This is a genomic window from Pseudomonas anatoliensis (assembly GCF_017976235.1).
GTDB classification, from domain to species: Bacteria; Pseudomonadota; Gammaproteobacteria; order Pseudomonadales; family Pseudomonadaceae; genus Aquipseudomonas; species Aquipseudomonas anatoliensis.
In genome coordinates, this window is sequence record NZ_JACVHC010000003.1 from 650,841 (window position 1) to 662,667 (window position 11,827).

Below are 11,827 nucleotides of genomic sequence, written 5' to 3' on the forward strand. Positions count from 1 at the left end.
CCTAGGATGCAGGCATTCGCCAAGGAAAATCTCTCCATGTACACGCCGCGCGCCTTTGCCATCGATGAGCTGTCCCAACTTCACGAACTGATCCTCGCCACTCGCCTCGCCATCCTGGTGACCCACGGCGAAAACGGTCTGCAAGCCAGCCATGTGCCGGTGCTGCTGCATTGCGAGCAAGGTGAATACGGCACGCTTTACGGGCACTTGGCCAGGGCCAACCCGCAGTGGAAGGACCTGCGCGACGGCGCCGAAGCGATGCTGATTTTTGCCGGGCCGGATGCCTATGTCAGCCCGGGCTTTTATCCGAGCAAGGCCGAGCACGGCAAAGTCGTGCCGACCTGGAACTACATCGCCGTGCACGCCTACGGCCACGCCGAGACCTTCAGCGATGGCGGACGGCTGCTCGACATCGTCAGCACCCTCACCGACCGCCATGAGGCTGGCCGCGCACAGCCTTGGTCGGTCGCCGACGCGCCCGCCGATTACATCGACAGCATGCTCAAGGCCATCGTCGGTTTCGCCATTCCCATCGACCGCCTGGAAGGCAAGCGCAAGCTCAGTCAGAACCGCAGCGCCGAAGACATTGCCGGCGTGCGCGAGGGGCTGGCCGCCAGTCCCGAGATCAATGATCAAACCCTCGCCCAATTGATGCGCTAAGGAAATCACCATGAGTCAGATCGAGATCCGTCAGGTCAACGCCGACGACCACGCCGCCTGGCTGCCGCTGTGGCAAGCGTACCTGCGCTTCTACAACACCGAACTGCCGGAGGCGGTGACGAACAGTACCTGGCAGCGCTTCCTCGACCCGAGCGAACCGACGCACGCCGCCCTCGCCTGGGCTGACGGTAAAGCGCTGGGCATGGTGCATTACATCTACCATCGCTCGAACTGGAGCATCGAAAACTCCTGCTATCTGCAAGACTTGCTGGTGGCGCCTGAAACCCGCGGCACCGGCGTCGGTCGCCAGTTGATCGAGCACGTCTACGCGACCGCCAAGGCTGACGGCTGCTGCAAAGTCCATTGGCTGACCCACGAATCCAACGCCACGGCGATCCAGCTCTACGAGCGCATCGCCGAACGCCCAGGCTTCATCCAGTTTCGCAAAGCCCTTTAAGGAGACGCGCTCATGACCACCTCACCTGCCGACTGGAAAGGCGTGCCCGCGCCAACTACCACGTTGCTCGAAGGCCGCTTCATCCGCCTGGAAAGGCTCAACCCGGCGCGCCATGGCGACGACCTGTTCAATGCCCTCGAAGGCCCCGGCGCCGACCCGAGACTCTGGGATTACTTGCCCTACGGCCCGTTTCCCGAGCGCAGCGTCTTCAACGACTGGCTGAACAATCACGCGGCCAGCAGCGATCCGTATTTCTTCAGCGTCATCGACCGCGCCAGCGGCCAGGTACAAGGCATGCTCAGCCTGATGTCGATTGTCCCGGCCCATGGCCGTATCGAAATCGGCCACGTTAGCTTCGGCGCGCCAATGCAGCGTTCGCCAAAAAGCACCGAGGCTGTTTACCTGTTGGCCAAGCACTCCTTTGATCTGGGCTACCGTCGCCTGGAATGGAAGTGCAACAACGGTAACGCCCGCTCCAAATACGCCGCTGAACGCCTGGGCTTCAGCTTCGAAGGCGTGTTCCGCCAGCACATGGTGGTCAAGGGCCAGAACCGCGACACGGCGTGGTACTCGATTTTGGATTCGGAATGGCCGGCGATTGCGGTGGGGTTCGAGCGCTGGTTGAGTGATGAAAACCAAACCGCATCGGGGCAGGTGAAGGGTTTGGTCGAGTGCCGTACTTGAGCCTTTAAAAGCAAAAGATCGCAGCCTTCGGCAGCTCCTACACGGGAAAAAATGCAGGAGCTGCCGCAGGCTGCGATCTTTTGATCTTTAACTGATATCTCGCCGAATTCGCACAACGCCCATCTTCATCCCAAACGGACGAAACACGGCGTTCAACGATTTCAGCGTTTGATTACCCTCACCGTGTTCGATATGCACCAACGTGCGAACAGAAATTTTGCACATTTTCGCAAACTGGGTTTGGTGCAAACCCGTCACTTCCATACGCAAGCGGCGAACGGCTTCGCCGATCTCAAGCGTTCCCTGCGCCAGCGCTTCTCGTATGTTTTCAATAAGCACAGTGCGTTCGGCAACGGTCAGGCTCATTTCAGGTCCCACTCTTTCAATCGTTGCTCCAGATTTTTCAATGCAATGCCTGGGTGATTCATGGTTCGGTCCGGCAAGCCGCTCTCAGTCAAAATATCGGGAAGCGCCGCGAGGCGATGTGCGTCCTGACGCAGACGCTCGAACAAATCCGGCGCGCCAGCCAAAGCAGCCAAGGGGTCATCCGGATCAGCAATATCAGACAATGCGCGACAAACACCTCGCCAATCGACATCACCCGCTCTTTCCAACGCTTTCGGCCACTTTGTCGTCCGGGTAATGCCTTCATCGTCCATGACCATCGGCGCCAAATCATAAATTGGAGCAAGCCGAAACGAACTTATCCCACGAATAATCGCGGTATTGCGGCCATGGTTATCCGAGTTACCGAGAATTTTGTTGATCAGATCCCGACGCAAGTAGTCCGCCACCAGATCGGGAATCTGATTCGCTTGCCCTGCCTCACGCCAAAGACCGGCAAGCATGCGAATCACGTCCAAATGGTCCATCGCGCTGCCTGGTGTTGTCACGTTAGCCAGCGAATAAATCGATTCGACTGCGTAACGCTCAACACCTTGAGCGGTTACCCGACGGTCAAAACGCTGCATCCACAAGCTGGGTTTGGTCGCCTCTTCCAGTGCCAGCCCCTGTGATGCGACCGTTTCGATGCCTAACGTCTGAAGGGCTCTGTAGTAGTGGAACTCACTTCGCAAAATGTCCTGATCGGTCCGGTTACCTTTGTTGCGGGCAAATTTCACAAACCAGTGCTGACTGACGTCTGAATCCTCAAGGACTGCGTCGGGGAACAGGAGACCGGACTTGTCCTCTGCCAACAGAAGCTTCGGTGCTTCCCCCCCCGCCCCCGTCGCACCGCCAATGGCGGCACCCAGTTCATAGGCGTACTCGAGAAACCGGTTGTCACGCAGGATCACGTCCTGACGCTGAAACCCAATGGGCTCTCGCTCATCCACAGATTCGGCAGACTCCTTTATCCGCATGTTGCCGATCGGTGCCGCTGTACTTCGACCCAACAGATAAAGATCGGCGCTGATGCCTGCGGGTTTTTCTTGCCCCACGCGAGCGAGAAGAAAACGTTTCGCCGCACCGGCAGGAGCGATGTCATGGATGAAGGCTGGCACAGCGGATCGCCGGCTATCCCATTCCAATGGGAACCGTACACTCACAGCTTTTGAGAACGGCGACCCTATCTCGTCGAAGTTATCGAAGAGATAGGTGGTTTGATAACCGAAATCGCAGCGACTTTCGAAACCCTTTTCGGGGTCAGCGAAACTCAGAATCATCGCGTCATGCCATTGCCCTGCCGTGAATATCTGTAATGTCAGGTCGTACATGCGCTTTTCACCTGCATTTAAATGCACTTTAGCGAAGAGTTTTTCGTAATAACTGCAATATAGTGCATATTTAATTGAGAGCCACGAATACATCTGCAACAAAATGCAGAAAAGCACCCACAACGTCTTTCCCTATCCATGTGCTGGCGGACATGCGCATACACCGCCAGCGCGTTGATCACTCCGTTGGCACTAACCTGTCCAGCACCCGATTAACCGCCAGCTTTGCCAGCATCACCACCTGAGCGATGCCTTGCAGGGTTTTGCGGTGGGTACCTTCAACCTGCGCGATATGGTTGTTGATGATGACGGTGGCCGAGCCGAGGGTTTCACTGGCATCTGCCAGCAGCGACTCGTTGTCGGCCTCGGGACTTGCCATGTACAGCGTGTTGGGTTTGTAAGGCGTGGCCATGATGTCGGCCGCCGATGGGCGGAGATAGTGGTCGAGGGCGCGCTCGGCGGCTTCGTGAAGTTTCTTTGAATCGGGCGATTCGTAGGGGGATGCCGGATCTGTGACCGGCGGGTTAGGCGTTACTTTGAACATGGGGACTAACCTCTGGTAAGGCTGCGTCCTTCTCGCTGCTAAACGATTGGGTGGCAGCTGTGCGCAAGTTAGCAGACCGGTAGTCACCCAAAACCCGGCGCACCCGAAGGTGCCATGCGCACAGCCACCATCGAGCGCAGGCAAATGCCTGACTGGATGAGACTCGTACGACTGAGCAACTGCCGGGCTGCTAAACCCGATCACTGGGAATCAGTGACCCGATCAAGTTACGCAGCCCGCCCAGGGCGCACAAGCCGGCGGATTCTGGTGCATGCGTAGGCAGCGGCGCAAGGTTTTGTAGGTCGCAAGACGTAAAGCCAACAGGCTTTAAACAAGAGCGACGACAGAGGTTTACCGCACAAGAATAATTGGCGATTTATCTGTCTTGTTTCACCTACATGCCGATCAGGCACAGGCTCAAGGAGTCGCAATGCGTCCGTCATGTGGGCTGGCTCCTACACCCTGTAGGAGCTGCCGCAGGCTGCGATCTTTTGATTTTGTCTTAAGCGAGTTTCTGCGCCAGCACCGCAATGTGCTCCGGGCCGATCCCGCAGCAACCGCCCAGGTGACTGGCACCACGCTGCTGCCAATCACGCGCCCAATGCAGATAACCCGGCGGATCGAGATCTTCGCGCAACGGATCGAGCCCGTCGTTGGCCGTGGCTTCTTTAGGCTGCGGCGGGAACGCATTGGCATACGCGCCGATGTGAATCTTCACCCCCAGACGTTCGAAGGTTTCACGCGCCGCATCAATGGCTGCGCCGATCACTTCCGGCTGGCTGCAATTGAATAGCAATGTTTCAACGCCCAACTCCGCTGCTACCGCAGCCGCTTCGGCCACAGGCTCGCCAGAACGCAAACGCGGTACGTCGTCAGTGTCTTCATCCTTCAAGGTAAACGACAGCCAGAACGGCTTGCCGTCCTGCGGAAGTCCGGCGTGGATGGCCCGCGCCTCGACAATCGAGCTCTGGGTTTCCGCCAGCCACAGGTCAACGTGCGGTGCCAGACCGTTGACCAATGGATTCAACAGTTCCGTGACCCGGGACGCGTCAAACAGATCAGGACGATATGAGCCGAACAACGGCGGCAACGAGCCCGCCACCCGCACGTTTTTGCCCGATGCCTGCACCGCACGCCACGCCAGTTCGCCAGCCAACGCTGCCAAAGCCTGACCTTCAGCGGCAAAACGCGCTTCGCCGATATGAAACGGCACCACTGCATAACTGTTGCTAGTGATCACGTCGGCACCACTGGCGATATAGGCAGCGTGTACAGCCTCGACCGCTTGCGGTGCTTCGCTCAGCGCCAGTGCCGACCATTCTGGCTGCCGAAATGGCGCCCCGGCTCGTTGCAACTCACGGCCCATGCCGCCATCAAGAATAACCGTGCTCGCTGCGCCCATATGCTTTTCACTCATATGCTTATGAAAATAACTCACTATCAGAGTCGTTCTTATAACTATTTAATACGCACCAATCGGTTAATAACAACTTCTTTTTTATTCAGGGATCGCCTGTGAAACTGCAACCACTACTGGCCCTCGGCCTGACGATTCTGGCCGCCTCAACCCAAGCCTTTGGTGGCACCACGCTGGATCGCGTCGAGCAGAAAAAAGAAATGGTCGGCGTGTTGATGGAAAGCTATCCACCCTTCTCATTTCTCAACGATCAGAACCAGCTCGACGGCTTCGACGTTGATGTTGCCAAAGCCGTGGCGGACAAACTGGGCGTGAAACTGCGCCTGGAAACGCCGTCCTGGGACGTCATCGCCGCCGGCCGCTGGAGTGGCCGCTACGACATCTGCATCTGCTCGATGACCCCAAGCAAGGCCCGTGCTGAAGTGTTCGATTTCCCGGTCGAATACTATGCCTCGCCAGCCGTGATCGTGGTCAATGCCAAGGACGATCGCATCCACGGCGCCAAGGATCTGAGCGGCAAGAAAGTCGGCCTTACCAGCGCCTCCAGCTACGAAAGTTATCTCAACAAAAATCTGGTCATCGAAGGCGCGGAAGACACGCAGTTGCAGTACCCGTTCGAGGATGTGCAGATCGCCCCGTATGACACCGACAACGTCGCCTTCCAGGACTTGGGCCTGGGTGCCGGCGTGCGTCTGGATGCGATCCTCACCAACCTCGTCACTGCCCAGCCGCGCCTGAATGAAGACAAACGCTTCAAGCTCGCCGGCGAAGCGCTGTACTCGGAGCCGAACTCGGTCGCCATCGAGAAGGGTGATGCGCAGTGGGACGCCAAGGTCCGCGAGGTCTTTGCCCAACTCAAACAGGACGGCACCCTGAGCAAGCTTTCGCAAAAATGGATCGGCGCCGACATCAGCCAATGACTTCTTTCCCGGTACCTCCCAAGCCACCGCAACCGGTGGCTGAATCACGCCTGTGTCGGCTGTTCGGTTTTCGTACGCGGCTGTACCTGACCTGGGCGGTGATGTTCTGCCTGTTCGCGGGATTCTTTCTGAGCTTCGACCTGAAGTTTTCGATCATCCTCGACAAGCTGCCCAACCTGGTCGGCCTGAAACTGGCACCTAATGGTTTCTTGCAGGGGGCAGCACTGACGCTGTTTCTATGCCTGTGCTCAATCGTTGCTTCGGTGCTGCTGGGTTTCGTGACTGCGCTGGCACGACTGTCGAAAAGTGCGGTGGCCTTCGGCATCGCCAGTTTCTACGCCTCGTTCTTTCGTGGCACGCCGCTGCTGATCCAGATCCTGCTGATCTATCTCGGTTTGCCGCAACTGGGCATCGTGCCTGGCGCCATCGTCGCCGGGATCATCGCCCTGTCACTCAACTATGGCGCGTACCTCAGCGAGATCTTCCGCGCCGGCATTCTTGGCGTCCCGTACGGCCAGCGAGAAGCATCGCTGGCGCTGGGAATGCGCGACTCAGTCATTCTCTGGCGCATTACACTGCCTCAGGCCATGCGTACCATCATTCCGCCGACCACCAATCAATTCATTTCGATGCTGAAAGACTCGTCGTTGATCTCGGTGATGGGCGTCTGGGAAGTGATGTTTCTTGCGCAGTCGTATGGACGTTCAAGCTATCGCTACATCGAAATGCTGACCACGGCGGCCATTATTTACTGGTTGATGTCGATTGGGCTGGAGCTGATTCAGGCGCGGATGGAGCGGCATTACGGCAGGGCATACGTTCGCCGTACTTGAAGTGATCAATAACGCGTCATGAGTTGATTGGGCAGTGGCATCTGAGCTTTTGACTGCTGAACAGTCGGCGACGTCCCGATAGATTGTAGGAAAAGGAAGCGCCGGATTCGGGTAAAACCACCGGCTGCGGATCTGGTGGAAATTTTCCACAAAATGATGCGACGTCGCCTGCAACGCTTCGGGAAGCAGCCGACATCGGATTCTTCGGTGCATCAATAGAGTTGGGTCTTCTTTCAGCAGAGACTTTACTTGATGGATGCTCAACACAAGTACCAAGCAAAAAAACTCGCGTTAGCAATCGCGCTGACGCTGGGGTGCACGCCCTTCACTTTTGCAGAACTCGCCCCTGATCCAGTACCGAGCGCTGAAGAATTGATCGGTATGCTCGACCACTTCGTCGCTGATCCTGACACCGTCAAGCATGACCCCATCAAAGCAAAGGTCGCTGCAATCGACGGTGTTTCCCTGACGCTTGATGACCGTAATGATCTGCTTACTATAGGCAGCCGCGGCAATTTTGCCGGGCTGGTTGATGGCGCGGGCGGAGTGAATGTCCTACAACTCGATGGCGCGAGAGGAACGCTGGGGAAAACTGTTAACTTCAACGGTTTGCACGTCAAGCAAGGCACCTGGACTCGCAGTGGAGATGGCGATTTCGATCTTGGCGTTCTGGTCAGGTCAAAAGCATCATTGACCAATGATGGGAACATATTGGGGCAGGCAGTGACCGCGGGAATTCTGATCAACAAAGGGGCCATAGTTGGCGGAGCCACAGTATTGGGCGGCGGAGACCTTACCAACAAGGGACTGATTGACGGCACCGTCACCGTTCACGAAAAGGGACATTTCGCGGGTGGGGGCGCGTTGAGAAACCTGAACGTCCACGGGCGGCTTTCGGTTGATGAGGTGTATCACGCCCCGAAAGTGAGTGGAGACCTGAACCTGTCGCAAACAGCGGTTTTGTCCTACGCCGTTAATGCTGCGGGTAACAGTCCGACGATAGAAGTCGGCGGAACCGCCCGGCTTGGCGACGCAACCCTGAAACTCGTCACTGCCGGTGAGTACCCTAAAAGCTCCGAGCACACCATTCTCAATGCAAAAAAAGTCGAAGGGCGTTTTGTCAGCATCGAGAACAACCTGGCCTTCATGACGCCAGAGGTGCATTACGAAGATCAAAAAGTCGGGCTGACTTATTCCCGCAATGAAGTAGAAATTGAAAGTCTTGCGAATACAGAAAAAGGTCGTGCGGTTGGCGGAGCTATAGATGCGCCAACCGAACCAACGCCATCCGCGATACCAACACCAACACCAACACCAACACCAACACCGTTGACTACCTCGACACCAATATCATTGCCGGCACCAGATGTAGCTTCAGTGCCAGATTCCGTCACAGCTTTAGCTCCCGCTCCTGCGTCAGTTGCTGTTCCTGTTGCTGCGGTTGATGTTGATGTTGATGTTCCATCCGTAGTTGCAACATCGTCGACAACGCACTCTCCAGTGCCGGTTGAATCCTTTGTCGAGCGCGCCCCCCAAAACGTCGAACAACCGGCAGTTCAACCGCAAAAACCGGTAAATGCTGCGGTCACCGCGTTACTGGCCAGCGATAAAACTACTGCCCCCGTCGCCCTCGAACAACTCGCGGCCGGCAGCAACGCCAACATCGCAAAAGCCACGTTAAGCAGCATCAACCCCGTGAGCGCTAGCATGCTGTCGGCTATGCGCCAACTCGACCATCGCACGGGCGCAGCTTACGGCTCGGGCGATTCACCTCGCGAAGCTGCCGGCAGTGCAGATTCCGGGCGAGTCTGGGTTCAGGCATTGGGCCATGGCGGCAAGGTTGATCGCGAGTACGACAGCACCCTGAAACACGCCACCCAAGGCTTGGTCATGGGCGCTGACTGGCGGCTCAATGAGCAATGGCATATCGGTCTGCTGGGTGGCAAATCCCAGACCAAATTCGATGCCCGCCAATACGATGGCGACCTCGACAGCTGGCACGTTGGCGCCTACGCCGTGCGCCAGGATGGTCCACTGGCCCTGCGCCTGGGTGCCACTTACGCCAACCATGACGGCAGCAGCAAACGTCGGGTGGCGTTCAACGGATTCAGCGATCGCCTCAAAGGCAACTACAACGCCAACACCCAGCAAGCCTTCGCCGAGCTGGGCTTCAACTTCGGCCGCAACGACGTGACACTCGAACCGTTCGCCAGCCTCGGCTACCAACGTTATCAACGTGACAGCCACAGTGAAAAGGGTGGTGATGCGGCGCTGAAAGTCTTTGGGCAAACCCGCGACAATCTCAGCAGTACCTTCGGCCTGCGCACGGCAAAAATCCACACACTGGACAACGGCATGAGCCTGACGCCGCGATTGAGCGCCGGGTGGAAACACACCTTTGGCGAACTCGACAGCGACACCGGCCAGCAACTGGTCAAGGGCGGTAAACGCTTCACCGTGACCGGTGCAGAACTGGATCGCAACAGCCTGGGCGTCGATGCGGGTCTGGACCTCGGACTGTCGACCAACCACACACTGGGCGTGGCAGTCACGGGCGAGTTCGGCAGCGAAAGCCGCAATCGCGGCGTGATGGGCCAGTGGCGCATGGCGTTCTAAGTCGCTTCCTGTAGGAGCTGCCGGAGGCTGCGATCCTTTGATCTTCGCTTTAAAAGATCAAAAGATCGCAGCCTGCGGCAGCTCCTACAGGTGAAAAATCAGAAAAAAAAGGGGAGCACATGCCCCCCCGAGGTTTAAAGCGTTGGATCGCGGCGGTTATCTCAGCCTTCGATCTCGATCAGGATTTCGCCCGGGTTCACCCGGTCGCCCTTGGCCACATGAATCGCCGTAACCTTACCGGCGATGGCGGCCTGAACTTCGGTTTCCATCTTCATGGCTTCGGTGATCAGCACAGCCTGGCCCGCCTTGACGGTGTCGCCTTCCTTGACCAGCACATCGACGATGTTGCCGGGCATGGTGGTGCTGACGTGGCCCGGTGCCGAGGCCTGTTTGCGCTTGCTGCTGCCGCCGCCGACGAATTCGTTAAGCGGTTCAAACACCACTTCTTCCGGCATGCCATCGATGGACAGGTAGAAGTGGCGCTTGCCTTCAGCCTTGACGCCGACACCCGTGATATCGACGCGGTAAGTCTCGCCGTGGACGTCGATGACGAACTCGGTCGGTACACCTTCGCCACCGGCCGACGTCACTGCGCCCGCCTCTGGAATCGGCAGCAGCACTTCCGGCACGAGAGTACCGGCGGCACGCTCTTCGAGGAACTTGCGACCGATGTCCGGGAACATGGCGAAGGTCAGCACGTCTTCTTCCGACTTGGCCAATGCACCGATATCGGCACGCAGCTTGGTCATTTCCGGTTTGAGCAGATCGGCCGGACGTACATCGATCACTTCTTCGCTGCCAATGGCCTGACGACGCAGTTTTTCGTTCACCACGCCCGGCGCTTTGCCGTAGCCGCCCTGCAGGTAGAGCTTCACTTCGTTGGTGATGGTTTTGTAGCGCTCGCCGGCCAGCACGTTGAAGAACGCCTGGGTGCCGACGATCTGCGAAGTCGGGGTGACCAGCGGCGGGAAGCCGAGGTCTTCACGCACGCGCGGGATTTCCGCCAGCACTTCAGCCATGCGGTTCAACGCGCCCTGCTCTTTCAACTGGTTGGCCAGGTTGGAAATCATCCCGCCCGGCACCTGGTTGACTTGCACGCGAGTGTCGACAGCAGTGAATTCGCTTTCGAACTGGTGGTACTTCTTGCGCACGGCGTAGAAGTACAGGCCGATCTCTTGCAGCAGTTCAAGGTTCAGACCGGTATCGAACTCGGAGCCCTTGAGCGCAGCCACCATCGACTCGGTGCCTGGATGGCTGGTGCCAGAGGCGAAGCTGGAGATCGCGGTGTCGATGTGGTCAGCGCCGTTTTCGATTGCCTTGAGTTGGCACATCGTCGCCAGACCGGCGGTGTCATGCGAGTGAATGAACACCGGCAGCGACTGTTCGGCTTTCAATGCCCGGACCAGTTCGCCAGTGGCGTACGGCGTCAGCAGACCGGCCATGTCCTTGATCGCTACCGAGTCGCAACCCATGGCTTCCATTTGTTTGGCTTGGGCCACGAAAGCGTCAATCGTGTGCACCGGGCTGGTGGTGTAGGCGATGGTGCCCTGAGCGTGCTTACCGGCAGCTTTCACCGCTTCGATGGCCACGCGCAGGTTACGCACGTCGTTCATCGCGTCGAAGATGCGGAACACGTCGATGCCATTGACCGCTGCCTTGGCGACGAACGCTTTGACCACGTCATCGCTGTAATGGCGATAGCCCAACAGGTTCTGGCCACGCAGGAGCATTTGCAGACGCGTGTTAGGCAACGCGGCGCGCAGTTGACGCAGACGCTCCCACGGATCTTCTTTCAGAAAGCGGACGCAGGCGTCGAAGGTCGCGCCGCCCCAGCATTCCAGCGACCAGTAGCCGACTTTGTCGAGCTTGTCGCAGATCGGCAGCATGTCTTCGGTGCGCATGCGGGTGGCGAGCAGCGATTGGTGAGCGTCGCGCAGGATGGTGTCGGTAACGAAGATCTTTTTGCTCATTGTTGTATTCC

The 11,827-nt window shown here is 57.9% G+C and carries 11 protein-coding genes; 6 read left to right on the top strand and 5 right to left on the bottom strand.

Features of this window, described 5'->3' with window-relative positions; all coding sequences use genetic code 11:
• Nucleotides 1-36: 36 nt before the first annotated feature.
• The 3 genes from ICA16_RS12505 to ICA16_RS12515 are packed head-to-tail and all read left to right on the top strand — an operon-like array spanning nucleotide 37 to nucleotide 1,801.
• A complete protein-coding gene (locus tag ICA16_RS12505; protein ID WP_210700712.1) occupies nucleotides 37-660 on the top strand; it encodes an FMN-binding negative transcriptional regulator in 624 nt (207 codons plus the stop codon).
• Nucleotides 661-670: 10 nt separating this feature from the next.
• A complete protein-coding gene (locus ICA16_RS12510) occupies nucleotides 671-1,117 on the top strand; it encodes a GNAT family N-acetyltransferase (RefSeq protein ID WP_150616919.1) in 447 nt (148 codons plus the stop codon).
• A 12-nt stretch (nucleotides 1,118-1,129) separates the two neighbouring features.
• On the top strand, nucleotides 1,130-1,801 hold the full coding sequence (locus ICA16_RS12515; RefSeq protein ID WP_210700713.1) for a GNAT family N-acetyltransferase: 672 nt from the start codon (nucleotides 1,130-1,132) through the stop codon (nucleotides 1,799-1,801).
• An 87-nt stretch (nucleotides 1,802-1,888) separates the two neighbouring features.
• On the opposite strand, the gene ICA16_RS12520 is transcribed toward ICA16_RS12515, so the two are convergent.
• From ICA16_RS12520 to ICA16_RS12535, 4 genes are all read right to left on the bottom strand, one after another.
• Entirely contained in the window at nucleotides 1,889-2,167 is a 279-nt protein-coding gene (locus tag ICA16_RS12520) for a helix-turn-helix domain-containing protein (RefSeq protein ID WP_150603600.1), read from the bottom strand.
• On the bottom strand, nucleotides 2,164-3,516 hold the full coding sequence (locus ICA16_RS12525; RefSeq protein ID WP_210553566.1) for a HipA domain-containing protein: 1,353 nt from the start codon (nucleotides 3,514-3,516) through the stop codon (nucleotides 2,164-2,166). Before ICA16_RS12525 ends, ICA16_RS12520 begins: the two co-directional genes overlap by 4 nt.
• Before the next feature lie 178 nt (nucleotides 3,517-3,694).
• Entirely contained in the window at nucleotides 3,695-4,060 is a 366-nt protein-coding gene (locus tag ICA16_RS12530) for a DUF6124 family protein (protein ID WP_210553313.1), read from the bottom strand.
• A 502-nt stretch (nucleotides 4,061-4,562) separates the two neighbouring features.
• Nucleotides 4,563-5,462 (bottom strand): homocysteine S-methyltransferase family protein, encoded by a 900-nt coding sequence (locus tag ICA16_RS12535; RefSeq protein ID WP_210700714.1) that lies wholly within the window; start codon nucleotides 5,460-5,462, stop codon nucleotides 4,563-4,565.
• Nucleotides 5,463-5,575: 113 nt separating this feature from the next.
• Between ICA16_RS12535 and ICA16_RS12540 the strand changes: the two genes are divergently transcribed.
• The 3 genes from ICA16_RS12540 to ICA16_RS12550 all read left to right on the top strand — a co-directional run bounded on the left by ICA16_RS12540 (nucleotide 5,576) and on the right by ICA16_RS12550 (nucleotide 9,846).
• Entirely contained in the window at nucleotides 5,576-6,397 is an 822-nt protein-coding gene (locus tag ICA16_RS12540; protein WP_210553312.1) for an ABC transporter substrate-binding protein, read from the top strand.
• Nucleotides 6,394-7,230, top strand: coding sequence for an amino acid ABC transporter permease (locus ICA16_RS12545; RefSeq protein ID WP_210700715.1), 837 nt, complete (start codon nucleotides 6,394-6,396; stop codon nucleotides 7,228-7,230). Before ICA16_RS12540 ends, ICA16_RS12545 begins: the two co-directional genes overlap by 4 nt.
• Nucleotides 7,231-7,482: 252 nt before the next feature.
• A complete protein-coding gene (locus tag ICA16_RS12550; protein WP_210700716.1) occupies nucleotides 7,483-9,846 on the top strand; it encodes an autotransporter outer membrane beta-barrel domain-containing protein in 2,364 nt (787 codons plus the stop codon).
• Nucleotides 9,847-10,007: 161 nt separating this feature from the next.
• Here the strand turns inward: ICA16_RS12550 and oadA are convergent, their stop codons facing one another.
• A complete protein-coding gene (oadA, locus tag ICA16_RS12555; protein WP_210553309.1) occupies nucleotides 10,008-11,816 on the bottom strand; it encodes a sodium-extruding oxaloacetate decarboxylase subunit alpha in 1,809 nt (602 codons plus the stop codon).
• Nucleotides 11,817-11,827 lie beyond the last annotated feature (11 nt).

Coding starts and splice junctions, on each gene's coding strand:
- ICA16_RS12505 (WP_210700712.1), top strand. CDS start 37: ATGTACACGCCGCGCGCCTTTGCCATCGATGAGCTGTCCCAACTTCAC.
- ICA16_RS12510 (WP_150616919.1), top strand. CDS start 671: ATGAGTCAGATCGAGATCCGTCAGGTCAACGCCGACGACCACGCCGCC.
- ICA16_RS12515 (WP_210700713.1), top strand. CDS start 1,130: ATGACCACCTCACCTGCCGACTGGAAAGGCGTGCCCGCGCCAACTACC.
- ICA16_RS12520 (WP_150603600.1), bottom strand. CDS start 2,167: ATGAGCCTGACCGTTGCCGAACGCACTGTGCTTATTGAAAACATACGA.
- ICA16_RS12525 (WP_210553566.1), bottom strand. CDS start 3,516: ATGTACGACCTGACATTACAGATATTCACGGCAGGGCAATGGCATGAC.
- ICA16_RS12530 (WP_210553313.1), bottom strand. CDS start 4,060: ATGTTCAAAGTAACGCCTAACCCGCCGGTCACAGATCCGGCATCCCCC.
- ICA16_RS12535 (WP_210700714.1), bottom strand. CDS start 5,462: ATGGGCGCAGCGAGCACGGTTATTCTTGATGGCGGCATGGGCCGTGAG.
- ICA16_RS12545 (WP_210700715.1), top strand. CDS start 6,394: ATGACTTCTTTCCCGGTACCTCCCAAGCCACCGCAACCGGTGGCTGAA.
- ICA16_RS12550 (WP_210700716.1), top strand. CDS start 7,483: ATGGATGCTCAACACAAGTACCAAGCAAAAAAACTCGCGTTAGCAATC.
- oadA (WP_210553309.1), bottom strand. CDS start 11,816: ATGAGCAAAAAGATCTTCGTTACCGACACCATCCTGCGCGACGCTCAC.